This window comes from Streptomyces sp. NPDC000594, from assembly GCF_040299965.1.
In the GTDB taxonomy this organism is placed as follows: Bacteria; Actinomycetota; Actinomycetes; order Streptomycetales; family Streptomycetaceae; genus Streptomyces.
In genome coordinates, this window is sequence record NZ_JBEPCY010000005.1 from 297,604 (window position 1) to 322,089 (window position 24,486).

Genomic DNA, 24,486 nt, shown 5'->3' on the forward strand with positions numbered 1-24,486 from the left:
GGCGCTGGGGTCCCCGCTGGGGACCCCCCCGGTGGGGGGGGGGGGGGGGGGCCCTCGGGCACACCGCCGCCCCCATTGGCCCGTTGGCCCCGTGAGCCGCCGCCCGCCGTGGTAGACCGGAGTCCGACCGGCACACACAGAGACGACGGGGGGTGGTCCGGTGCGCGGACGGCGGCTCATCGACTACCGGGACGCGGTGGCGATCCTCACCGGGGACGGGACCGGCATCACGGTGGCCGACCGGGCGCTGGACGGCGCCCTCACCCTCGCCACCGGCGGCATCAGCGACGCCGTCCTCACCCTCTTCGACGCCCGCGGCAGAATCCTGCGCATCGGCCGGGACCTCACCGCCGGACTCCGGGGCGATCTCGCCGGCTGCGACCGCGCCACCCGCACCGAACGGATCGCTGCGGCCCACACCGTCCTGGTGATCAGCGCCTACTTCGAGGTCCTGGGCGAGGTCGAACTCCCCTTCCGGCTCCAGGAGATGGAGCTGACCCGCGAGGAGCAGTTACGGATCCTCGGCGGCGGCGGCGAGCCCGGACTGCTGGAGGCGCTGCCCGTCCACACCCTGCCCGGACCCGCCCCCCACCGGCCGTACGAGAGCGTCCTGCGCGAGCTGGAGGGGTGGTACGACCTCTGCTCCCACCGGCTGCTGATGTTCCTCAGCGGGCTCGCCGTCTGGGACCGGCTCACCCCGGTGCAGCGGCAGGCGGCCCATGGCGCCCTCCTCGACGGACCCTTCCTCGGCCGTGTCCTCGACCGGTACGAGGAGCTGTACGCCCGACTCGCCCAGGAGGTGCCCGAGTTCGGCTTCTGGTCCGGCCAGACCGAGCACCAGGCCACCCGGGCCGCCCTGGGCCGGGCGCTCACCGGCATCGAGGACGCGCTCGCCGGACTGACCGGCGACCGCCCCCTGCACAGCGTCGCCGACTCCCTGGCCACCGGCTACCGCGCCGCCCTCCAGCGGGCGATCCTCGCCGAGGGCCAGGCCCCCGTCGGCATGGAGCTGCCCACCCTCGGCGAGGGCTATGTCGACCCCGGCTTCCGGGTCCGCGAGGTCCTCGACGGCGCGGTGGGCCCCGCCGACGAGGAGTGGTGGGACCAGACCCGGGTCCGCTCCGACCTCACCGAGTACCTGGCCGGCACCCTCACCACCGTCGCCGCCACCCACGCCCCCCTGGTCGTCCTCGGCCAGCCCGGCGCGGGCAAGTCCGTCCTCACCCGGATCCTCGCCGCCCGGCTGCCCACCGCGGGCTATCTCCCGGTCCGGATCGTGCTGCGCGAGGTCCCCGCCGACACCGATGTCCAGGACCAGATCGAGCACGCCGTACGGGCCGAGACCGGGGAGCGGGCCGACTGGCCCGAGTTGGTCCGGGCGGCGGACGGGGCCGTGCCGGTGCTGCTCTTCGACGGCTTCGACGAACTCCTCCAGACCACCGGGGTCAGCCAGTCCGACTTCCTCACCCGGCTCGCCCGCTTCCAGCAGCGCGAGGCCGACCAGGGCCGCCCGGTCTACACCCTGGTCACCAGCAGGACCGCGGTGGCCGACCGGGCCCGCTACCCGGAGGGCTCGGTGGTGCTGCGCCTGGAGCCCTTCGACCGGGCCCGGATCGAGCGCTGGCTGGAGCTGTGGAACGACCTCAACGCGCCCTATCTCACCCGGCGCGGGCTCTGCCCCCTCCCCGCCGATGTGGTCATCCGGCACGAGGCCCTCGCGTCCCAGCCGCTGCTGCTGATGATGCTGGCCCTCTACGACGGCACGGCCAACGCCCTCCAGCGCGGCAGCGGGGCCGACGCCCCCCTCGGCGAGGCCCAGCTCTACGAGGAGCTGCTGACCTCCTTCGCCGCCCGGGAGGTCGGCAAGTCCGCCGTCGCCTGCACCGACCGGGAGCTGCGGGACCGCGCCGAACAGGAGCTCCAGCGGCTCTCCCTCATCTCCTTCGGGATGCTCAACCGCAGCCGCCAGTGGATCACCTCCACCGAGGCCGAGGCCGATCTCGGCGCCCTGCTCGGCAGCCCCGAACCGGTCCAGGACGGCTTCCGCGCCCCCCTCGGCCAGGGCCAGATCGCCCTGGGGAGGTTCTTCTTCGTCCAGCGCGCCCAGGCCATCCGCGACGAACAGCGGCTGGCGACCTATGAGTTCCTGCACGCCACCTTCGGCGAGTATCTGGCCGCCCGGCTCACCGTCCACCTGGTCCACGGGCTGCTCGCCCAGCGCCCCGCGCTCGCGGTCGGCCGGCCCGCCGTCGACGACGATCTGCTGTACGTGCTGCTGTCGTACGCGCCCCTCTCCTCCCGCCAGATCCTCCGCTTCGCGCACGCCCGGGTGAGCGCCCTGCCCGAGGAGGACCGGGACCGGCTGGGCGAGCTGCTGCGGACCGTGCTCGCCGCGCACGGCCACCGTACCGAGCACCGGTTCGCCGGCTACCGGCCCGCGGTGCGGACCACCTCCGCCCGGCACGGGCTCTACTCCGCCAATGTGCTGATCCTGACCGTGCTGATGACCGGGGGAGTGCGGGCGAGCGAGCTGTTCCCCGGCGAGGAGGACCCCGCCACCGCCTGGAACCGCCATGTGCTCCAGTGGCGTTCGGCCCTCTCCGAACCGGACTGGATGGACTTCGTGGCCGTCCTGGAGGTCAGCCGCACCTGGGACGGCGGGCGCCGGGACCTCACCGTCCGCCGCTCCACCGTCAGCATCGTCTCGGCCGAGCCCGTGGACACCTACTGGCTCTTCGACCGCCCGCCCGGCCATGAGGACCGCCGCCGCCGGGTGAGCTGGAACCGCAGTTACGGGGGGCTGGTCGCGCACCGGCTCGCCATGTCCGGCGACCCCCATGACGCCGTGGTGCTGCACGCCCTGGCCCCGTTCTTCATGTGGCTGCCCCCGGCCGTCACCCGCTTCGTCGGCACCCCCGCCGGGGTCGGCTCCGTCGCCCACGGGCTGCTCTCCCTCTGGCTGGCGGGCGGACTCGGCGCCCCCGACGGAGAACTCTCCGTGCAGTACGAGCACTGCGCCGCCTTCATGGCCCCCTGGAGCGGGCTGGACGAGGAGAGCCTCTCCGCCGTCGCCCAGCTGGTCTTCGGACAGCTGATCGGCGATGTGCGCCGGCTGCCGGCCCGGGTGGTGCGCCAGGTGCTCTCCACCCCGGCGTCGGAGTCGCTGGAGCCGGTCTGCTGGGAGCTGCGGGCGCGGGCGGCGCTGGCGGCCCTCGGCCCGCACGGCGCCGACGGCGGGGTACGGGCCTGCGCCCGGGACGCCCTGGTACTGCTGGCGAACCGGGCGCCGCTGCGGCTGCTCACCCTGTGCACCCAGCAGCCCGGTACCCCCGCGGCGGCCGAGGCGCTGCGCTCCGCCGTGGCGGGGGTGCTGGAGACCGTACCGGCCGACGGGCAGCTCGCCGCCGTGCCACCGGAGCTGCTGCGCCGGGCGCGGGCCTTCGTACAGGAGCCGGAGTGAGTCCCACCCCGGATCCCTGCCCCACCCCGGCCCCGGTCCTTGCCCTGGCCCGGCCGGTGCGGGTCAGCCCAGGTCGAAGAGGTTGGGCAGCCCCAGCCGCAGCCGGACCCGGTCGTGCCGCTTGGCCGCCTCCAGCTCCGGGGGCCGGAAGAGCGGGGTGATCACACATCGCCGCGCCGTCGACCCCACCCGGTCCAGCAGACCGTTGACGGCCGCCCGCGCCGAGGCGTTGGCCCCCTCCATGGTCGCCAGGTCGATGTCGACGGAGACATAGTCCCCGGCGAGGAAGAAGTTGGGCACGGCGGTCACCGCCTGCGGGCGGTTGCGCCGGGTGCCGACCGGGTGGACCAGCAGCTCGTCCTCGTTCACCGGGTTGCCGGTACCGAGCCCGCTGACCCCCGGGTCCAGGAACCACGAGTGGAGCGCCCCGTCCTTGAGACGGACCCGCCCGGTGTCGTTGAGCGCCGCCTTGAGCTGCGCCCACACCTCGCGGGCCACCTGCTCGGGGGTGCACCGCTTGGCGGTACGCCCGTACAGCATCCCCGGTCGGTCCCACTCGGAGATGTCCACCGAGAGGCAGTCCACCACCGAGCCGTCCCCGAAGTCCGCCGTGAAGTCATGGCCGGGCCAGTGCCCGGCCTGCTGGATCCCGGTCAGCGACCAGGGTGAGTCCACGCAGTTGAAGTGGCCGTTCACCAGCGGGGCCCGCTCGGTCAGATAGAACTGGATCCCGGTCATCCAGTCGGTGCGCAGCCGGTCGCAGCGGCCGAGCTGGGGATCGGCGGCGCGCAGCGCGGCACCCCAGGTGCGGCGGGCGTGTTCCACCGGCATGGCCTGCACATAGTGGTCGGCGGTGATGGTGCGGCGGGCCCCGGCCGGGTCCTCGGCCACGATGCCGGTGACCCGCCCGGAGCCGTACGCGATCTCCCGTACCGTCCAGCCGATCCGGAACCCGACCCCCAGCGAGGTGAGATGGTCCACCCAGGGGTCGATCCAGGCCTCGTTGGTGGGGGCGTTGAGGATCCGGTCCACGGGGCCGTCGGCGCCCCGGCCGAGCCCGTTGAGGATCAGGGCCTCCATCAGGGTCGCCACGGTGCGGGTGCTGGCCTCCTCCGCCTTGGTGGCGACGAGGTTGCGGGTCACGCCGATGGCGAGCAGCCGCTGGTAGTCGGTGCTCATCCGGGCGGCACCGGTGAAGTCCCACCAGGTGCGGTCCTCCCAGGGGCCGTCCCGGCGCTCGTCGCAGCTGGTGAGGAAGACCAGCATGCGGTTGACGAAGTGGGCCGACTCCCAGGCGGGAATGGCGGCGAGGGTCTCGACCAGGGCGGTGAGGGCGCGGCGCAGATCGTCCAGGGTGAGATCGGGGGGCTGATGGCCGGGCCAGGGCAGCGGGAAGCGCAGATCCTCCTTGCCGGTGCGGGCCATGACCATCTCGGGCGGGGCCACCAGGTTGTCCCAGACGCCCCGGGGGTTGCCGGGGAAGGGGATGCGCCGCAGGGTGTCGGGGAGGTTGTGGTAGATGCCGGGGAAGAAGCGGAAGCCGTGTTCCGCGGGGAGTTCGGCGCGCCCGCCGCGCCCGCTGCCGGGGACGCCCATGCTGCGGGCCTTGCCGCCGAGGGCACGGCGCTCGTAGACGGTGACGGCGAAGCCGCGTTCGGCCAGCTCATGGGCGGCGGTCAGACCGGCGACCCCGCCGCCGAGCACGGCCACGGTGACCAGGGCCGCCGCCGTGGACCGTCCGCCGCCCGGGGCCGGTGCCGTCGCGGCGACGGCGGGCGGCGCGGCCGATCCGGCGGCCACCGCACCCCCGGCCGCCGCGGCCCCGGCCACGAAGGTGCGCCGTGTGCTGCCCGATGCTTCCATCCCCACCCCTTACCGTCGGTAACTCGGCGTGTACGGCGCAGGAGCATACGGAGGTCTCCCCGGTCACGGAAGGCACCGGGCGACCCATTCGTCCAATGGCCGAGAATGGCTGTATGGCCCGACGCAGCTCCCCCCGCCCCCGGCGCTCATCCGCCGCACCCGCCCCCGCCGCCCTCACCGCCGAGGCGCCCTGTCCCTGCGGTCTGCCCTTCGCCTACGGCGTCTGCTGCGGGCGCTGTCACGCGGGGGAGAACGCGGCGACCGCCGAGGCGCTGATGCGCTCCCGCTACAGCGCCTTCGTCGCCGGGGACACCGCCTATCTGCTGCGGACCTGGCACCCCGCGACCCGCCCCCCGGCGCTGGAGCTGGACCCGGCGATGCGCTGGAGCGGTCTGGAGATCGTGGCCACCGAGGACGGTACCGCCTTCCACACCACCGGGACCGTCACCTTCCGCGCCCGCTACCGCCACCACGGCCAGCGCGGCGAGCTGTATGAGCGCAGCACCTTCGAGCGGGTCGGCGGGGCCTGGGTCTATGTGGACGGCACCTTCCTGGAGTGACGGGCCGGGAGGGACGGGCCCGCCCAGGGCGCACCGGGGCTTCGCGGTGTGCCCGGCGTGCGCCCCCGGATGCGCCCACCGGGAGCGGTCCGGCGGCCGCGGACCCTGGCCGCGCCCGCCCATCGCTCCGACGATGCGGGGCAGGGTCCCCACCGTCCGGCGGGGGCCGGCCGTGGATCGGGGAGGCTCCCATGGGCGCTGCACACGACCGAACGGACAGGGGCAGGGGCAGAGGCGGTACGGGCGCGAGAAGAGCGTCGGCGGGGGCGGTCGCCGTCGCGCTCTGCGCACTGCTGGCGCTGGGGACGGGCCCGGCCCGGGGCGCGGGCGGGGACACCGCTCCCGCCGGGTCGGCCGCCTCCTCCGTACGGCCCGCCGTCGTTCCGGCGTCACCCGGCGCCGTCCGGGAACTGGCCCGGCTCCAGCGGCGGATCGCCGACCATGTCACCACGCACGGCTCCGTGTACACCTTCGCCAGCTATCTCGACACCACCGGGCGCATCGTCCTGGAGTCCGACGCCCCGCCGCGCGTGGTCCGGGCCGTGACCGGCCGGAGCGCCACCGCCACCCTGCCGGGCACCCCGGTGGCCAGAGCCTCCGGCGGGAGCGGGCCCGCCGCGTTCCACCGGCGCAACGACGACGCCCCGTTCGACGGCGGCGCCGGTATCCGCACCCTGCCCAGTGGGCCCTGCTCCCTCGGTATCGCGGTGCGGGGCGGCTCGGGACAGGTCGTCAGCACCGCCTCCGCGGCCTGTCACACCGGGTCGCCCGTGGTGACCGAGACCGGCCTCACCGTCGGCGGTCTGGCCTACCGCAACACGGAACTGGACGTCGCGTTGATCGCGGGCCAGTCCTACAGCGGCCGGATCTACACCGGGAACGTCGTCAGCACCACCACCACACCGGTGCTCTCGGCGGGCGCCGCCGCCCTGGGGGAGAGGGACATCTGCTTCAGCGGCCGGACCTCGGGCGAGCAGTGCGGGCACGCGGTGATCAGCACCAGCGCCCAGCTGTGCTACGCGCGCTGCTGGGGGCCGCTGGTCGTGATCCGCGGCGGCGCCGTCCTTCCGCAGCAGGGCGACTGGGGCGGCCCCGTCTACAAGAAGGAGGCCGCCGGGGCCCATGTGCGCGGACAGGTCTTCGCGACCAGCGGCGGTTCCTGCTACCTCACGTCCTGGCCGCGGATCTCGGCCACCGTGGGGGTCTCCATCGTGACCGGATGACGGCCCGGTCCGTCGGGCGAAGGGCGCTCAGTGGCCCCGGCGGGCCCCGATGACCAGCTGCGGGTGGTGGGCCGCCAGGATCTTGTTGGCGCGGGCCAGATGGGAGAGGGCGTACTCCCGGTCGGCACGGTCGTCGTCGCAGAGCGGCCCCCGGTAGCGGTGCACCTCGCGTACGGCGCACTCCGCCTCGATCTCCGCCCGCAGCACCCGCTCCGGCATACAGGCGCCGATGAGCACGGCCACCCGGTCCGGGATCGGCACGGGGACAAGAGGCGAGGGGATCACGGCACGGGCCCTTCTCTGGTGCGGCTCCTACCCCTCCATACACGCCCGGACGGCTCCGCGTTCGATGGAGTCGATGGAGGGAACGGTTCTCTGGTGCGGCGTCCCGGCGCGCGCACCGCGCCCGCCCCGCCATGCCGTCCCGAGGCGGCACGGCGGCCCACTTTACGCGAGCCGTCCCCTTCTCCCCGAATCGATCACATCGCGGCTTGTCACCAACCGGGTACCAGTGGTAAGGGTGCCAGGCTGAGGCCGGTGTCAGCGCGGTCCCCGCAGCCGTTTCGCCCGCAGCACCACCTCGATCGCGAACCGCCGCTCCGCGTCCCGCAGCCGGTCACCCAGGATCGTGTCCAGATTCCGCATCCGGTAGCGCACCGTCTGCGGATGGACATCGAGCAGCGCCCCCATCCGCGCCGCCGTCCCCCGGGTGTCCAGCCAGATCCGCAGGGTGTCGATGAGCCGGTCCCGCCGGGACGGGGTGAGCGCGGCGAGCGGGGCCAGCTCCCGGCGGGCCAGCTGGTCGAGGAGCCCGGGGTCGGAGAGGAGCCAGAGCGGGACCAGATGGTCCGCGCCGAAGACCAGCGGGCCGTCCGCGACCACCCCCAGGTCCACCAGCTCCAGGGTCCGCCGCGCCCAGCGGACCGAGTCATGGGCGTCGGCGGTGGGGACCGTCAGCCCGACCGCCGCACGGGTGCCGAAGAGGGCCCGGTCCAGCATCCGCCGCCGCTCCCCCTCCACCGGGCCGGGGATCAGCAGATGCGGCTGGGGGTCGCCCAGGTCGGCCAGCACATCGGGGTCCAGATCCGCCGGCTCCAGCACCGCCGGGGAGCGCAGCGCCACCAGGGTGACCTCCTCCGGCAGCGGCCACGCCGCCTGGTCGGCCAGCTCGGCGACGGCGGCGCGCGGCACCGGCGGCCCCGCGAGCAGCAGATGCAGCAGCCGTCTGCGGAGGATCTGGTGCTGCTCCCCGGAGCGGGCCCGCACCTCCAGATAGCCCTCGCGGGAGAGCGACTCCAACTCGTCGACATAGGCGAAGAGCGCGTCGGCGAAGGTGAGCATCATGGTGGGGGAGAGGTCATAGCTGCGGCCCACCTTCTTGGCCCGGCGCAGCGCCACCCGCGCGCCCAGCCGGTAGGCCCCCTGGAGACTGTCGAGGGTGCGCCCCTCGTACGCCTCGTACCGGCCGAATCTGCGGCACATCTCGTCACGGAGGGTGGAGGGCGCGGACGGCTCGGCGACCTGGTCCACAAAGACCGAGATGCTCTGTTCCACTCCTACCCGGATGCCATGCCCGAAGGGCCCGTTGAGCAGCCGCGCGTACTCCGGATAGGCGCGGGTGACCTCGATTCCGATTTCCTTGATCAGGCTCGGCAGTTCGGGCCGGATGATCGCGGCGAACTCCTGTGGCAGCGGTCCCAGCGATTCCCCGGTGTCGGACGGGCCGACCATTCCCGGCATGACTGCCTCCCCTCGCTCCGGCAGGTGGACCCGGCAGGTGAACATAGACCAAGGCCGGGTCCGGGGAACACCACTTGGGGCGGCATGGTCGGCAAGGGCCAAGAAATGCTCTCCCGGGAACGGGGACCCCGGTGCGCCCCGGTCCGGGAAAAGGATCCAAGGGGCCTAAGGCCGGTCGATTCGGATCATTCCACAGGGGGATTTCCGGCCACTCCTCGCCCGGGGAACGATCCGGCGGAGGTGACCCCGCGTGGTCCCCGTCCGCCGGGGCGCCGACGGTACCGGAGGCGGGCGGCGGCCCGCCCGCTGTCCGGGAAGCGCCGCCCGGCCGTATGCGGTGGCACTGTCCGGGCGTGACAGCCACCGTTCCTCCCTTGCCCCGGGAAACCCGCCGAGAAAGCGGAATTACGCACCTGGTGACAAGCGACGCCAGGGGAGCGCTCATCCCGGGACGAGGAAAAAATCTCCTCCGGAGAATCATGAACAACGGGATTGTGCGCCATGTTTCCCGCAAGTAACGTCTGGCGGCACCACCGATCCTGGATGGCCGATTCCCGACAAAAGCATTCGACGGGATTCGGTCGTGCCGCGAACCGCCGCGCTCCCTCCCCCCACATCGCGGTGGAACGTGTCGCCAACAGTGCGGCTCACCGACGAATTCGGAGGACCCTCCCGTGCGAAACCCCATCGCCAAGGCCGCGTTAGCCCTCACCGGCGCCACCGCCGCCCTCGCCCTCTCCGCCGCCCCGGCGCTGGCGGCCCCCACGACCTGGACGGTCGGCCCGACCAGCCCGGTCGGCTTCGCCGCCACCTCCACCAATACCGTCCTCAGCCTCAACGGCATCCCCGTCACCTGTCCGACCGCCACCGCCGGCGGCTCGCTCTTCAACGCCACCGGCAACCCCGCCCATGTCGGCAACATCACCGCCGCCGCCTTCGGCAGCACCGCCCGGCCCTGCACCAGCCCGCTCGGCCCGGTACGGCCGATCACCCGGGTGGTCCCGCCGTGGCGGCTCATGGCGACCAACTACACCCCCGCCACCACGACCACCACCGGCTTCATCACCGGGATCAACGCCCAACTGACCGTGCTGACCTGCACCTTCGATGTGGTGGGACAGGTCCATGTGACCTATCGCAACTCCACCGGAATCCTGTCGGTGTCCAACAACGCCACCCGCCAGCTGACCGTCGCCAACGCCAGCGCGGGCTGTGCGGGCATCACCGCCAACGGTGACCACCCGACCTTCACCGGCAGCTACCGGGTGATCGGCCCGGTCGGCGGCACCACCAGCCCGACGATCGTCGGCGTCTGATCCAGACCGGTCCACGACGACCGGCCGAGGGGACCGCACGGCGGAGGCACCGCCGTGCGGTCCCCGACGGGCGGGCGGACGGACCGACGAAGGGGGAGTGGGACGTGCGGACGGTACGCGGCCCGGGTGCGGCGGGCGGCTCCCGGAGGGCGGTACGGGGCGCCCTGGCCACGGCGACGGTACTGCTCGCCGGGGTGATCCCGGGCGCGCGCGCCGACGGCCGGGACGACGGCCCGGTGCGGTACGACACCACCGCCGCCCACCGCTGCTCCCTGCCGTCGGGGGAGCGGTCCGCGACGGTACGGGTCCGGGCCGCCCTGCCCGCCTCGGTCCGCCCGGGGGAGAGCGTCCGGCCCACCGGCGTCCGGGTGACCGTCGTCCTGCCGGCGGCGGTACGGGAGGAACTCGCCGCCCGGAAGGCGGTGACGGTCGGGGCCCGGGGCGCCCTCGCGGTCACGGTGGCCCAGGGCGGCCGGCGCGCCGAGGCGGTCTGGACGGGCACCACCGGGGCCCCGGTACGGATCGGCGGCGCGGCCCCCGGACCGGCCCCCGGCCCGGAGGGACCCCCGGGTACCCCGCCCCCCGCACCACCCGCGACCCCGGAACCGCCCCTGTCCGCGACCCCGAACCCGTCCGGGCACCCGGCCATCCCGCCCTCCGGGGCGCCCGGCGCCGGGGCCCCGGCGGAGCAGCCCACCGCCACCGCGACCCCGTCCGGCGGCGGCCCGCTGGAGTTGACCCTCACCGGCCCCGTCCCCGCCGTCACCCCCGCCACCGGCGGCGATCTCACCCTCACCCCCGGCGGGCTCACCCTCGACCTCACCCCGTACACCGCCGACGGCACCCCCGCCCGGCCGCCCCGTACCCCGGTGGAGTGCACTCCGCGCGAACCCGGCGTCCCCCTCGCCACCGTGCGGGTCCCCGGTGACCCCGGCAGCCCCGGCGCCCCGGTCGGCCCGGTCGGCCCGGTCGGCCCGGTCGGCCCGGGAGACGGCGGCGCGTCCGCCGGACCGGACCGGGGGCCCGCCGACCGCCGCGCCCCCGTCATCGAACCCCTGCCCGGCGCCGCCGCGGCCCGCCCGCCCCGCTGTGTCGGCGACTCCGTCAACGAGTTCGCGATGGTCGCCTTTGTCACCGGCTACTCCAATGTCGACAAGCTCGACGGCGCCGCCCGGCTCCCCGTCGCCTGCGCCCAACTCGTCGATGTCTCCAAGGGGTTCGTCACCAAGCCGGACGGACTCCATCTCATCCAGCACGCCACCGGGGAACTCGACTACCGGGGCAAGCGCGTGATGCCCCCCGCCAAGGCCACCTTCCTCACCTACGGCGCCGTCCCCACCACCGCCACCATGGAGATCAGCCAGCTGAGGACGATGACCATCGACTCGGACATCCATCTCGCCACATCGACCGGGATCACCCTGGTCCGGGTGGCGCTCTCGCTGCGCCTGTACGACGTCCGCGTCAACGGAGTCCCCCTCGACGTCGGCAGGAACTGCCGCACCCGGGGCCCCCTCTACTCGGCCGACCCCGACCCCGCGCGGAACCAGCGCGGCCATGTCGTCCTCACCGGACGGCTCAAGGGGCCCGGCAACGGCTATCAGCTGGTCACCGGGGGAGTGCTCGACGGCACCGCGACCATCCCCCCGTTCACCGGCTGCGGTGTCGGCGAGGATCTCGACCCCCTGTTCACCGCCGCGGTCTCCGGCCCCGGCAACTACCTCAAACAGGTCCAGGGCGCGCCCTGCGCCTCCGGCAACCCCCGGCCCGACCCCGAGTACTGCACCCCCGGCCATGAACCCGTCAAGGTGCCCCGGCCCGAACGCTGAGCCAGGGCCGCCGCCGCACCGGGCGGAACCGACACGATCGAGGGACACCATGAGACTCGCCATCCCACGGCACCCGGCCGCCCGCCGGGCCCGTACCACCCTGCTCGCCGCTCTCACCGCGGCCCTGACCGCACTCCCCCTCGCCGTCGCCGCCCCCGCGGGCGCCGCCCCCCGGGCCGCGGACCGGCTGGGCGGCGACTGGGCCCCCTTCGCCCGCTGTCCCGTCGACGCGCCCGCCATGCTCGCCGCCGACGGCGAGGAGACCATCGCCACCTGTATCTCCTCCGTCTCGCCCGGCGGCTCCATCACCCTCGGCCGGACCACCGCCCGGACCGGCGCCAACGACCTCCAGTTCGGGGTGGTGCACAACACCACCACCGGCACCTCCACCGTCGTACCCCCCGAGGGCGGCGCGATCGTCGGCGCCCCCACCGAGATCCCCGGCGGGCTCCTCGGACTGATGTGCCCCGGCAGTATCCCCGTCGTCACCGAGATCTGCCGGCTGCTCACCGACAACACCCTCAACCGGGTCACCGCCACCGTCGAATCCGCCGGCACCCCCAGCCACTTCGACCTCGCCGCCGGACTCTCCACCGGACGGCCCATCGTCAGCCTGCCGGTCCGGATCCGCCTCCAGAACCCGTTCCTCGGCTCCCAGTGCTTCATCGGCTCCGCCGCCGACCCGATCGTGCTGCGCCCCCGGAACACCACCGCCCCCGCCTTCGCCGTCCAGCGCTTCCGGGGCGACGGCACCCGCGACGACGAGGGCGACATGCTGCGCTTCGCCCTCACCGGCAACACCCAGGGCGACAGCACCTTCGCCGTCCCCCGCGCCCGGGGCTGCGGAGTGCTCGGCGTCCTCAACGGCGCCATCGATCTGAAGACCGGACTGCCCTCACCCGCGGGCCGCAACAACCTGGTGCTCAACGACGCCGCCACCTACAGCGGCGGACTCACCGCCCCCGGTATGTACCTCCCGGACGCGGGCAAGCAGCTCGCCCGCTTCCGCCACTCCGCCGTGCTGCCGTAGGGCCGCGAAGCCGCGAAGCCGTCGAGGGCCGAGCGACCGTCCTTCTCCATCAGCGCAGCGCGGAAGGGTGCCATGGGAATCGAAGTGGTCGTCGAAGGGCTCACCAAGTCCTTCGGCCGGCAGAACATCTGGCAGGACGTCAGCCTCACCCTGCCCGCCGGGGAGGTCAGTGTGATGCTCGGCCCCTCCGGCACCGGGAAGACCGTCTTCCTCAAGTCGGTCATCGGGCTGCTCAAGCCCGAACACGGCCGGGTCCTCATCGACGGCGTCGACATGGTGGGCGGCACCGAGCGGGAGATCTACGAGACCCGCAAGGTCTTCGGGCTGATGTTCCAGGACGGCGCCCTCTTCGGCTCCATGACCCTCTTCGACAACATCGCCTTCCCGCTGCGCGAACACACCCGCAAGAAGGAGACGGAGATCCGCCGGACCGTCCTGGAACGGATGGAGATGGTCGGCCTGATCGGCGCCGAGGAGAAACTCCCCGGCGAGATCTCCGGCGGTATGCGCAAACGGGCCGGGCTCGCCCGCGCGCTCGTCCTCGACCCGCAGATCATCCTCTGCGACGAACCCGACTCCGGGCTCGACCCGGTCCGTACCGCCTACCTCTCCCAGCTGCTGATCGACCTCAACGCCCAGATCGACGCCACCATGCTCATCGTCACCCACAACCTCGACATCGCGGCCACCGTCCCCGACAACATGGGCATGCTCTTCCGCCGCAGGCTGGTCACCTTCGGCCCCCGGGAGGTGCTGCTCACCAGCGAGGAGCCGGTGGTGGCCCAGTTCCTCGGCGGACGCCGGGAGGGCCCGATCGGGATGTCGGAGGAGAAGGACGCGGCCACCCTCGCCAAGGAGCCGCGCACCCCGCCCCCGGCGCCCCGCCCGCTCGTCCCCCAGCTGGAACCCTCCCCCGGACTGCCGGAACGCCGGGCGGTGGGGCGGCGCCGCAACCGGGTCCTCGGCCTGCTGGACACCCTGCCCGAGGCCGCGCGCTCCGCCATCCTGAGCAGCTACGCCCCGGCGGGCGGTGGGGCGGCCCGATGACCGTACCCCCGACCGGCCCCGGCCCGGCTGCCCCCGAGCCCGTACCGCCGGCTCCCGAGCCCGTACCGCAGACACCGCGCGTACCGAAAACGCCACCTGCCCCTGAGTCACCGCCCGCCCCCGGGGCCCCGCCCACCGGTCCCCGGCCGCCGCTGCGCGCCCTCGCGCCGCTGCGCGCGACGGGGCACTTCTTCGCCTTCACCGCCGAGGTCACCCGGGCGGTCTTCCGCCGCCCCTTCCAGTTCCGCGAGTTCATCGAGCAGTTCTGGTTCATCGCCAGTGTCACCATCCTCCCCGCCGCCCTGGTGTCGATCCCATTCGGCGCGGTGATCGCCCTTCAGGTCGGCTCGCTCACCCAGCAGCTGGGCGCCCAGTCCTTCACCGGCGGTGCCAGTGTCCTCGCCGTCATCCAGCAGGCCAGCCCGCTGATCGTCGCCCTGCTGATCGCGGGCGCGGGCGGCTCCGCGATCTGTGCCGACCTCGGCTCGCGCACCATCCGCGAGGAACTGGACGCGATGGAGGTCATGGGCGTCTCGCCCGTCCAGCGGCTGGTGGTCCCCCGGGTGCTGGCGACCATGCTGGTCGCCTTCCTGCTCAACGGCATGATCTCGGTCGTCGGCACCCTCGGCGGCTACTTCTTCAATGTGATCATGCAGGGCGGCACCCCCGGCGCCTATCTCGCCAGCTTCTCCGCCCTCGCCCAGCTCCCCGACCTCTACATCAGCGAATTCAAGGCCCTGGTCTTCGGCTTCATCGCCGGGATCGTCGCCGCCCACCGGGGACTGAACCCGCGCGGCGGCCCCAAGGGCGTCGGGGACGCCGTCAACCAGTCCGTGGTCATCACCTTTCTGCTGCTCTTCTTCGTCAATATGGTCATCACGGCGATCTATCTCCAGGTCGTCCCCCCGAAGGGGGGCTGACCGATGGCCCGTCTCCCGCTCGGCTGGCTGGACCGCTCCGGCGACCAGCTCCTCTTCTATCTGCGGGCGCTCCTCTGGATCCCCCGCACCCTGCGCCGCTATCTCCGGGAGGTGCAGCGGCTCCTCGCCGAGGTCGCCTTCGGCAGCGGCGGCCTCGGCGTCATCGGCGGCACCATCGGGGTGATGGTCGCCATGACCCTCTTCACCGGCACCGTCGTCGGTCTCCAGGGGTACGCGGCCCTCAACCAGATCGGCACCTCCGCCTTCACCGGCTTTGTCTCCGCCTACTTCAACACCCGCGAGATCGCCCCCCTGGTCGCCGGGCTCGCCCTCTCCGCCACCGTCGGCGCGGGGTTCACCGCCCAGCTCGGTGCCATGCGCATCAACGAGGAGATCGACGCCCTGGAGGCGATGGGCGTACGGTCCCTGCCCTATCTCGTCACCACCCGGATCATCGCCGGGGTCGTCGCCATCGTCCCGCTCTATGTCATCGGGCTGCTCAGCTCGTATCTCTCCGCCCGCTGGATCACCGTCGTCCTCAACGGCCAGTCGACCGGCACCTATGACCACTACTTCCAGCTCTTCCTCTCCCCGGACGACGTCCTGCTCTCCGTCCTCAAGGTGCTGATCTTCAGCGTGATGGTGATCCTCGCCCACTGCTACTACGGCTTCCGCGCCGAGGGCGGCCCGGCCGGGGTGGGCGTCGCCGTCGGCCGCTCCGTACGGAACGCGATCGTCCTCATCAGCGTCACCGACTTCTTCCTCTCCCTGGCGATCTGGGGCGCCACCACGACCGTGAAGGTGGCCGGATGAACCCCGTCGCACTCCGCCGCCGGCTCGCCGGGGTCGTCTTCCTGCTCGTCCCCGCCCTGCTGGTGTGGCTCTCCGTCGCCGTGTACGAGAAGGAGTTCAGCGACGATGTGACCGTCACCCTGCGCACCGGCTCCGTCGGCAACGAGATGCACCCCGGCGCCGAGGTCAAGATGCGCGGTGTGGTCGTCGGCACCGTCCGCGAGATCCGCGCCGACGGCGACGGCGCCCGGCTCACCCTCGCCCTCCACCCCGGCACCCTCCACCGCATCCCCGCCGACACCACCGCCCAGATGCTGCCCACCACCCTCTTCGGACAGCGGTTCGTCGCCCTCGTACCCCCCGAGGGCACCCCGCCCGGCCCACCGGCGCGACCCCTGCGGGCGGGCGCCACCATCCCCCAGGACCGCTCCCGCAACGCCATCGAACTGGAACAGGTCCTCGACCATCTGCTGCCGCTGCTGACCGCCGTGAAACCGGAGAAGCTGTCGGCCACCCTCACCGCCGTCTCCCGGGCCCTCGACGGACGCGGCGCCACCCTCGGCGCCACCCTGGTCACCCTCGACGGCCATCTGAGCCGGCTCAACCCCCATCTTCCCGTCCTCAACCGGGACATCGCCCGGCTGGTCGAGGTCGGCCGGGCCTACGCCGACACCGCGCCCGACCTCGTCCGGGCCCTCAGCGACTTCACCACCACCAGCTCCACCCTCGCCGAGGAACGCGCGGGGCTGGACGACGTCTACGCCACCACCACCGCCACCGCCCAGCGGGTCACCGCCTTCCTGCGGCGCAACAAGGAGCATCTGATCCGCCTCGCCGACATCAGCCGGCCCACCCTGGAACGCCTCGCCCGGCACGCCCCCGCCTTCCCCTGCACCCTGCGCACCCTCGCCGGATTCGTCCCCGCGATGGACAAGGCGCTCGGCAAGGGCACCGGCAGGCCCGGACTCCATGTCGAGGTCCTCGCCCGCCCCGACCGGGGCGCCTACCACCACCCCCGGGACCGGCCCCGGTACGGGAAGAGCGGCGGACCCCGCTGCTACTCCGTCCCCTACACCGGCCGCCCCGCCCCCGCCGCCCGCTCCGCGCCCGGACTCGGCCTGCCCAACTCACCCCAGGAGAACCGGCTGCTCAATGAATTGATGGCACCCGGGCTGCGGACCACGCCCGACGCCCTGCCCGCCTGGAGCAGCGTCCTGACCGGACCGCTCTACCGGGGAACGGAGGTGGGACTGAGGTGAGACGCCGCTCGGTCACCGCACCGCTCGTCAAGTCACTGGTCTTCATCGTGGTCACCTCGCTCGCCACCACCGTGCTCGCCCTCTCCATCGCCAACACCGGGGTCGGCGACACCGCCCCGTACCGCGCCCGCTTCACCGATGTCACCGGACTGATCCCCGGCGACAGCGTCCGGATCGCCGGGGTGAAGGTCGGCCAGGTCGACTCCGTCGCCGTCGCCGACCGGCGCGAGGCCGAGGTCCGCTTCAGCGTCGAGAAGGGCCGCGCCCTCCCCGCCTCCGTCACCGCCTCCATCAAATATCTGAACATGGTCGGCCAGCGCTACATCGACCTCGACCGGGGCCCCGGACCCGTCGGTGCCACCCTCCCCGCCGGGGGCACCATCCCCCGGGAGCGCACCACCCCCGCCCTCGACCTCACCCAGCTCTTCAACGGCTTCCAGCCGCTCTTCGACGGACTCGACCCGAAGCAGATCAACGACCTGGCCGGATCGATCGTCAAGGTGCTCCAGGGCGACGGCGGCACCGTCGACAGCCTGCTGGCGCACATCGGCTCCCTCACCAGCGCCGTCGCCGCCAAGGACAAGGTCGTCGGAGAGGTCATCACCCATCTCGACACCGTCCTCACCACCGTCAACGAACGCGAGAAGGGCTTCAACGACCTCATCGTGACCCTGCGCCGGCTGGTCACCGGACTCGCCGCCGACCGCGCACCCCTCGGCGAGGCCACCGAGGCCATGGGCGACCTCACCACCGTCACCGCCGGACTCCTCACCGAGGGCAGGGCCCCGCTCCGCCGGGACATCCGCGAACTGGGCCGCCTCACCCGGCAGCTCGCCGCCGGGCGCCCCGCCGTCGAGAACTTCCTGCGCCGCACCCCGCAGAAGATGCGGGCGGTCGCGGCCCTCGCCTCCTACGGCTCCTGGCTCAACCTCTACCAGTGCGAGCTGAGGGTCTCCGGAGTCACCGCCGAGGGCGGCGGCCCGCCTCCCACCGGCATCACCGTCACCAGCCCGAGGTGCCGAGGATGACAGAGCCCACCCAACCGCCCGCCCCGGGCTCCTTCCGCGCCCGCCTCCGGGCCCTGGCTTCGGCCGCCCCCCGGCCCCCGGCATGGCTGCGCCGCCCCGTACGGGAACGCAATCCCGTCACCGTCGGCCTCGTCGGGCTGCTGCTGCTCGCCCTGCTCGGCATCGGCGCCTACCACGTCGACGCCCTCGGCGGCGGCACCACCTACACCGCCGACTTCACCGAGGCCGCCGGGCTCACCGAGGGCGACGAGGTCCGGATCGCCGGGGTCACGGTCGGCGAGGTCACCTCCGTCGGCCTCCACCACGGCCGGGTCCGGGTCCGCTTCCGGGCCGAGGACGCCTGGATCGGCGACGCCAGCACCGCCGCCATCGCCATCAAGACCCTGCTCGGCGAGAAGTACCTCGCCGTCGACCCCCTCGGCACCCGCGCCCAGAACCCCTCCAGCGCCATCCCCACCTCCCGCACCACCTCCCCGTACGACGTCACCCAGGCCTTCACCGACCTCGGCGAGACCATCGGCGAGATCGACACCGCCCAGCTCGCCCGGAGCTTCGACGTCCTCTCCGACACCTTCGAGGACTCCGCGCCGGATGTCCGTTCCGCCGCCCGGGGGCTCGCCGCGCTCTCCCGTACCGTCTCCCGGCGCGACACCCAGCTCGCCGGACTCCTCGCCGAGAGCAGAAGGCTCACCCGCACCCTCGCCGGACAGGAGGACAACGTCGAGGCCCTGCTGAAGGACGGCACCCTCCTCCTGGACGAGATCCGCGCCCGCCGGGACGCCATCCACCGGCTCCTCACCGGGACGCGCGCCCTCGGCGCGGAGCTGAGCGGCGTCGTCCGCGACAACCGCGATCAGCTCGGACCCACCCTCGCCTCGCTGCGCCGGGTCACCGATGTCCTGGTCCGCAACCAGGAGAGCCTGGAGGAGGCGCTCCGGCTCGCCGGACCGTACTACCGGCTCGTCAACAACCTCATCGGCAACGGGCGCTGGTTCGACGTCTATGTCTGCGGACTGATCCCCCCGGAGTATCTGCCGTCCGGCGCACCCCCGGGCCGGCCCTGTGAGCCACCCCGGCCCGGCACCCGAGGAGGCGGGCGATGATCACCTTCCGCTCACTGTCGCCGATCTCCGCCCTGCGCGCGCTGCCGCCGCCGGCCCTGCTGCGCGCGCTGCCGCCGAACCGCCGTCGTGCCCTGGCCGCCGCCGTCGCGCTCATCGTCCTCGCCGCCGCCGGGATCTGGGCCACCCAGGCCCTCGAACGGGCCCGCGCCACCCGGATCACGGCCTACTTCACCCGGGCCACCGGTGTGTACGAGGGGTCCGACCTGCGGATCCTCGGCGTCCGCGCGGGCACCGTGGACGCCGTGGAACCGGTCGGCGAACAGGTCAGGGTCACCCTGCTGGTGGACGAGGGCATCGCGGTCCCGCGCGGCGCCCAGGCCGTCGTCGTCGCGCCCAGCGTCGTCGCCGACCGCTATATCCAGCTCACCCCCGCGTACACCCGGGGCCCCCGGCTGCGTGACGGCGCCGTGCTCCCCGCCGAGCGCAACGCGCTGCCCCTGGAGGTCGACCAGCTCTACGCCTCCCTCACCGAACTCGCCACCGCCCTCGGGCCCCGGGGCGCCAACCAGGACGGCGCCCTCACCCGCCTCCTGGACACCGGGGCGCGCAACCTCCGGGGCAACGGCAGGGCGATCGGCGACTCCATCGACCGGTTCGCCCAGGCCGCCCGCACCCTCGACCGCAGCAGTGGCGATCTCTTCGCCACCCTGGAGCACCTCCAGACCTTCACCACGATGCTCAAGAAGAACGACCCCACGGTGGTCCGGGCCGAGCGGCAGCTCGCCGCCGTCACCGGCTTCCTCGCCGAGGACAAGGAGAACCTCGCCGCCGCACTCCGTGAACTCGGCGGCGCCCTGCGGCAGGTCAAGGGCTTCATCGAGGAGAACCGCACCGGGCTGAAGGAGTCCGTCGCCGATCTGGTCCCGCTCACCCGGGCCCTGGTGGACCAGCGCGACTCCCTCGCCGAGGCCCTGGACACCGTCCCGCTCGCGGCGGGGAACGCCCTGGCCGCGTACGACCCACGGGCCCGCGCGCTGCACGGCCGCGCCAATCTGCTGGAGATCGCCGACTATCCGGCCCGGTCGCGCGGCGGCGGCCGGGCCGACCGCCCACCACCGGCGGCCGGGCTGCCGCTGCCGCCCGTCGGAGCCGTCCAGGACAGCGCCGTGCAGGGCAGTGCCATCCAGGACAGAGCCGTCCGGGAGAGTGCCACCGGTCGGGCCCCGGACCGTACGCCCTCCTCCCGAAAGGGCGCGGGCCGATGAGACAGAGCTTCCGTACCGTTCCGCTTCTCGCCCTGCTCCTCGCCCTGACCGGCTGTTCCGCGCTGCCCGGCGCCGGCGGTCTGGAGCGGCTGCCGCTGCCCGGCGGGGCCGACCTCGGCCCGCACCCCTACGAGGTCACCGCCGAGTTCGCCGATGTCCTCAGCCTGGTGCCGCAGTCGGCCGTCAAGGTCAACGATGTCTCCGTCGGCCGGGTCACCCGGATCCGGCTCGACCGCGCGAACTGGTCCGCCCGGGTCACCCTCCGCATCAACGGCTCGGTCCGTCTCCCCGCCGACGCCTGGGCCCAGCTGGAGCAGTCCAGCCTCCTCGGCGAGAAGTACGTCCAGCTCACCCCGCCCCCCGCCCCCACGGCCGCCCCGGCTGCGGCCCGTACCGCTGCGACCCGTACCGCCAGGGCCCCGGCGGCGGACCGGGGCGGGCGGCTGCGCGACGGCGCCGTCATCCCGCTCGCCCGCACCAACCGCAACCCCGAGGTCGAAGAGGTCTTCGGCGCCCTCTCCCTCCTCCTCAACGGCGGTGGCATCGAACAGATCAAGAAGATCGCCACCGAGCTGAACCAGGCCGTCGGAGGCCGCGAACCCCAGATCCGCTCCGTGCTGCGACGTATCGACACCCTGGTCACCAGCCTCGACCGCAACAAGAGGAACATCACCGCCGCCCTCGACAGCGTCCACCGGCTCTCCGCCACCCTCGCCGCCCGCCGGACCGAGATCGGCCGGGTCATCGACCGCACCGCACCCGGGCTGAAGGTGCTGGAGGAGCAGCGCGGCTCCCTCCTCACCATGCTCCGCGCCCTCGACACCCTCTCCGATGTCGCCGTCGACACCATCGAACGCGGCAAGGACGACACCATCGCCGACCTCAAGGCCCTCGGACCGGTCCTCACCTCGCTCGCCGACTCCGGCCGGGCGCTGCCCGACTCCCTCCAGGCGCTGCTCACCTACCCCTTCACCGACGAGGTGCTCAAGGGTGTCAAGGGCGCCTATCTCAACGCCTACCTCCATCTGACCGCACCCCCCGGCACCGAGGTGATCCCCGCCCTCACCCCGCCCCGCCGGGCCCCGCGACCGACGGCCGGAAGCGGGTCCAGACCCCCGCTGCCGCTTCCGGCCGTCACCCCGGCCCCGGGAGGGGAGGAGCGATGATCACCCCCGCCATCCGGCTGAAGAACATCGCCTTCCTCGTCATCGCCGTGCTGGTCCTCGGCTTCACCGGCGTCCGCTACGCCGATCTCGGCCACCACATCGGGCTCCGGGACCACTACACGGTCCGGGTCCAGCTGGAGCGCACCGGCGGACTGTTCACCCACTCCAATGTCACCTACCGGGGTGTCTCCGTGGGCCGGGTCGGCCCCATCCGGCTCACCGGCGACGGTGTCGAGGCCGAGCTGCGCATCCAGGAGTCGGCCCCCCGGATCCCCGCCGACCTCGAAGCGGTCGTGGCCAACCTCTCCGCCGTCGGCGAGCAGTACATCGACCTCCGGCCGCGCGGCTCCGACGGCCCCCACCTCCGCGACGGCACCGTGATCGCCCGGGGCGACACCCGGGTCCCCGCCCCCGTCACCGATCTGCTCACCGGGATCGACGACCTCGCCTCCTCCGTCGACCTCGACGCGCTCCGTACCGTCGTGGACGAGTTCGGCACCGCCTTCGCCGGACGCGGCGACGATCTCGCCGCCCTCCTGGACAGCGGCGACGCCTTCGTCCGCGCCGCCGACCGGGCGCTGCCCGTCACCACCCGGCTGATGACCGACGGCGAGACCGTGCTGCGCACCCAGGCCGAACAGGCCGGCTCGCTGCGGTCCTTCGCCGCCGGGGCGAAGGAGCTGACCGCCGAGCTGAAGGCCTCCGACGGCGATCTGCGCCGGCTGATCGCCGCCGCCCCCGACGCCGCCGGACAGCTCACCGGTCTCCTGGACGACCTGGAACCCGAACTCGGCGTCGTGATCGCCAATCTGCTCACCCCCGCCGAGATCGCCCTCACCCGCCAGCGCGGTCTGGAGGAACTGATGGTCACCCTGCCTCCCCTGGTCTCCGCCGGGGCGACCGCCGTCACCCGGAAGGAGGGCCGCTTCGCCCTGGCGCTCACCTTCTTCGAACCACCGCCCTGCCGACGGGGGTACGAGGGCACTCCGTACCAGGACGGCGAGGACCTCAGGCCGCCGAAGCTCAACACCCGGGCCCGTTGCGCCGAGCCGCCGGTGACCGGGATCAATGTCCGGGGCAGCGCCAACGCCCCCCGGGGCGGCGCCGTCCCCCGCCCGGCCGTGCCCGCCCCTCTGGAGCTGCCCGCCGTCGGAGCAGCCCCGGACGGGCTCGCCGGACTGCTCGGCCTGGCCGGCGACCGGCCGGGGCCGGACGGCGCCCGCCCCGCCGGGAAGACCGGGGAGTTCGGGGATACCAGGGAAGCCGGGAAGACCGGCGACCGGGCCGGCCGGGGGAGGGGCCGGTGAACCGCCGACTGCTCGGCCCCTGCGCCCTCGCCCTCGCCGCGCTCCTCTGCGCGGCGGCGGCCTGGGACCATCTCCGCGCCCGCGACGACACCGCCCTCGCCCATGCCCGCGCCCGGGACGCCGCCCTCGCCGACGGCGGCGACCGGATCGCCCTGCTCCTCGGCCATGACGCCGAGGACCCCGCCGCGAGCCGCCGGGGCTGGCTGGCGGCGGCCACCGGTCCGCTCCGGGAGGAGCTGCGGCGCACCCCCCGGCCGAAGCGGGGCCCCGGCGCCCGTGCCGTCGTCACCGACGCCGCCCTCACCGCGCTCGACACCCGCGCCGGGACCGCGCGGCTGATCGCGACCGTACGGGTCGACCTCACCCCCGGCGGCAGCGAACGCAAACGACTGGAGGCCCAGCTCGCCCGGACCTCCGACGGCTGGAAGGTGGAATCCCTGGACGCCGTACCGGTGGGGGACGCATGAGCGCCGCCGGGCCCCTCACGGAGGCCACCGCACCCCCGGAGCCCGTATCCGCCCCCGGCGACCGCCCCCGCCTCCCGGGCCGATGGCGGTCCGCCGCCCTCGTCGCCGCCGTCCTGGTGCTCCTGGTGACCGGGGGGCTGCTGCTGCACCGGACCGAGCAGCTGCGCGCGACCCCCGCCGCCCGTAACCATGCCCTCACCGACACCGCCGCCACCGAGCGGGTCGCCGAGGTGGTCGGCACCACCCTCACCCGGGTGCTCTCGTACGGGCCCGACGACCCCGCCGCCACCCGCCGGGCCGCCGCCGGGCTGCTCGCCGGGAAGGCCGCCCGGCAGTACGGGGAGCTGTTCGCCCAGGTCGAGAAGGGCGCCGCCGAGCAGCGGCTGACCCTCACCACCCATGTCGTACGGACCGGGGTCACCCGGCTCACCGGCCGGAGCGCCGAGGTGCTGGTCTTCCTCGACCAAGTCGCCGAACGGCGCGGCCGGGCCCCGGTCACCACCGCCGCCCAGCTCTCCGTCACCGCCGAACGGCGCTCGGGGCGCTGGCTCGTCACCGGTATCGAACCCCGATAGGAGCATCCACGGCCATGGCACCACCGAGAAGAACCGATCCGGTACGGGCGCTCGCGCTCGCGCTGGCCCTGGTGGCGGCTGGCTGGGCGGGCTGGTCCGGCTGGCGCTGGTACACCGCCGCCCATGACGAGCCGGCCGCCTACGCCGCCGAACGCGACCGGGCGCTGGCCGCGGGTGAGCAGGCGATCCTCAACCTCAACACCCTCGACCACCGGAACCTCACCCGGGGCCTGGACACCTGGGAGGACTCCGCCACGGGGGAGCTGCGGCGCCAGCTCACCGACGGACGGGCGGAGTTCGAACGGCAGATCCAGCGGGCCCGGACCGTCAGCAGCGCACGGCTGCTCGCGGGCGCGGTCACCGAGCTGGACACCCGGGCGGGGCGGGCGAGCGTGATGGTCTCCCTGCGGGTGACGGTGACGGCCCCGAAGTCCGAACCGGTCCGCAAGGAGAGCCGGATGCTCGGCGAACTGACCCGTACCGGCGACGGCTGGAAGCTCAGCGGTCTCGGCCAGCCCCCGGTGGGCGCGGCCGGACCGGCCGACCGTCCCTGACCCGACCCTCCCCGACCGCGA

The 24,486-nt window shown here is 73.7% G+C and carries 21 protein-coding genes; 18 read left to right on the plus strand and 3 right to left on the minus strand.

The genetic code is table 11. The annotated features are described in order from the left end of the window. Positions 1–160: 160 nt before the first annotated feature. Positions 161–3,460, plus strand: coding sequence for an NACHT domain-containing protein (locus ABT354_RS10545; RefSeq protein ID WP_351491646.1), 3,300 nt, complete (start codon positions 161–163; stop codon positions 3,458–3,460). Positions 3,461–3,523: 63 nt separating this feature from the next. Here ABT354_RS10545 and ABT354_RS10550 read toward each other — a convergent pair whose 3' ends face one another. Continuing rightward, positions 3,524–5,323, minus strand: a complete 1,800-nt coding sequence (locus ABT354_RS10550; protein ID WP_351491648.1) for a hydroxysqualene dehydroxylase — start codon at positions 5,321–5,323, stop codon at positions 3,524–3,526. Positions 5,324–5,436: 113 nt separating this feature from the next. On the opposite strand from ABT354_RS10550, the gene ABT354_RS10555 reads away from it, so the two are divergent. Together ABT354_RS10555 and ABT354_RS10560 are read left to right on the plus strand one after the other, a co-directional pair. Then, entirely contained in the window at positions 5,437–5,883 is a 447-nt protein-coding gene (locus ABT354_RS10555) for a YchJ family protein (protein WP_351491650.1), read from the plus strand. A gap of 191 nt (positions 5,884–6,074) precedes the next feature. Further along, a complete protein-coding gene (locus ABT354_RS10560) occupies positions 6,075–7,106 on the plus strand; it encodes a chymotrypsin family serine protease (RefSeq protein WP_351491652.1) in 1,032 nt (343 codons plus the stop codon). Between the two features lie 27 nt (positions 7,107–7,133). Here ABT354_RS10560 and ABT354_RS10565 read toward each other — a convergent pair whose 3' ends face one another. Both ABT354_RS10565 and ABT354_RS10570 read right to left on the minus strand, forming a co-directional pair. Beyond that, positions 7,134–7,391 (minus strand): hypothetical protein, encoded by a 258-nt coding sequence (locus ABT354_RS10565; protein ID WP_502983381.1) that lies wholly within the window; start codon positions 7,389–7,391, stop codon positions 7,134–7,136. Positions 7,392–7,646: 255 nt separating this feature from the next. Beyond that, the gene (locus ABT354_RS10570; protein ID WP_351491654.1) at positions 7,647–8,846 is read right to left on the minus strand and encodes a PucR family transcriptional regulator; all 1,200 of its coding nucleotides are present in this window, start codon (positions 8,844–8,846) and stop codon (positions 7,647–7,649) included. A gap of 674 nt (positions 8,847–9,520) precedes the next feature. Here ABT354_RS10570 and ABT354_RS10575 point away from each other — a divergent pair. From ABT354_RS10575 to ABT354_RS10645, 15 genes are all read left to right on the plus strand, one after another. Next, a complete protein-coding gene (locus ABT354_RS10575) occupies positions 9,521–10,162 on the plus strand; it encodes a hypothetical protein (RefSeq protein ID WP_351491656.1) in 642 nt (213 codons plus the stop codon). 104 nt (positions 10,163–10,266) lie between these two features. Beyond that, complete coding sequence (locus ABT354_RS10580) at positions 10,267–11,991, plus strand: DUF6801 domain-containing protein (protein ID WP_351491658.1); 1,725 nt, start codon at positions 10,267–10,269, stop codon at positions 11,989–11,991. Positions 11,992–12,040: 49 nt separating this feature from the next. Further along, positions 12,041–13,021, plus strand: coding sequence for a hypothetical protein (locus ABT354_RS10585; RefSeq protein ID WP_351491660.1), 981 nt, complete (start codon positions 12,041–12,043; stop codon positions 13,019–13,021). A 72-nt stretch (positions 13,022–13,093) separates the two neighbouring features. Then, positions 13,094–14,068, plus strand: a complete 975-nt coding sequence (locus tag ABT354_RS10590; RefSeq protein ID WP_351491662.1) for an ABC transporter ATP-binding protein — start codon at positions 13,094–13,096, stop codon at positions 14,066–14,068. Then, positions 14,065–14,988, plus strand: coding sequence for an MlaE family ABC transporter permease (locus ABT354_RS10595; protein WP_351491664.1), 924 nt, complete (start codon positions 14,065–14,067; stop codon positions 14,986–14,988). The genes ABT354_RS10590 and ABT354_RS10595 overlap by 4 nt, the downstream gene beginning before the upstream one ends. Positions 14,989–14,991: 3 nt before the next feature. Continuing rightward, on the plus strand, positions 14,992–15,801 hold the full coding sequence (locus ABT354_RS10600; protein ID WP_351491666.1) for an MlaE family ABC transporter permease: 810 nt from the start codon (positions 14,992–14,994) through the stop codon (positions 15,799–15,801). Then, positions 15,798–17,039, plus strand: a complete 1,242-nt coding sequence (locus ABT354_RS10605; protein ID WP_351491668.1) for an MCE family protein — start codon at positions 15,798–15,800, stop codon at positions 17,037–17,039. The genes ABT354_RS10600 and ABT354_RS10605 overlap by 4 nt, the downstream gene beginning before the upstream one ends. After that, the gene (locus ABT354_RS10610; protein ID WP_351491670.1) at positions 17,036–18,067 is read left to right on the plus strand and encodes an MCE family protein; all 1,032 of its coding nucleotides are present in this window, start codon (positions 17,036–17,038) and stop codon (positions 18,065–18,067) included. The genes ABT354_RS10605 and ABT354_RS10610 overlap by 4 nt, the downstream gene beginning before the upstream one ends. Next, on the plus strand, positions 18,064–19,170 hold the full coding sequence (locus tag ABT354_RS10615) for an MCE family protein (protein ID WP_502983382.1): 1,107 nt from the start codon (positions 18,064–18,066) through the stop codon (positions 19,168–19,170). The genes ABT354_RS10610 and ABT354_RS10615 overlap by 4 nt, the downstream gene beginning before the upstream one ends. Beyond that, entirely contained in the window at positions 19,167–20,396 is a 1,230-nt protein-coding gene (locus ABT354_RS10620) for an MCE family protein (RefSeq protein ID WP_351491673.1), read from the plus strand. Before ABT354_RS10615 ends, ABT354_RS10620 begins: the two co-directional genes overlap by 4 nt. Continuing rightward, a complete protein-coding gene (locus ABT354_RS10625; protein ID WP_351491675.1) occupies positions 20,393–21,562 on the plus strand; it encodes an MlaD family protein in 1,170 nt (389 codons plus the stop codon). Before ABT354_RS10620 ends, ABT354_RS10625 begins: the two co-directional genes overlap by 4 nt. Next, complete coding sequence (locus tag ABT354_RS10630; protein WP_351491677.1) at positions 21,559–22,869, plus strand: MCE family protein; 1,311 nt, start codon at positions 21,559–21,561, stop codon at positions 22,867–22,869. Before ABT354_RS10625 ends, ABT354_RS10630 begins: the two co-directional genes overlap by 4 nt. After that, a complete protein-coding gene (locus tag ABT354_RS10635; RefSeq protein WP_351491680.1) occupies positions 22,866–23,336 on the plus strand; it encodes a hypothetical protein in 471 nt (156 codons plus the stop codon). The genes ABT354_RS10630 and ABT354_RS10635 overlap by 4 nt, the downstream gene beginning before the upstream one ends. After that, complete coding sequence (locus ABT354_RS10640) at positions 23,333–23,911, plus strand: hypothetical protein (RefSeq protein ID WP_351491682.1); 579 nt, start codon at positions 23,333–23,335, stop codon at positions 23,909–23,911. The genes ABT354_RS10635 and ABT354_RS10640 overlap by 4 nt, the downstream gene beginning before the upstream one ends. A 14-nt stretch (positions 23,912–23,925) precedes the next feature. Then, positions 23,926–24,465 (plus strand): Rv1363c family protein, encoded by a 540-nt coding sequence (locus ABT354_RS10645; protein ID WP_351491684.1) that lies wholly within the window; start codon positions 23,926–23,928, stop codon positions 24,463–24,465. Positions 24,466–24,486: the final 21 nt, after the last annotated feature.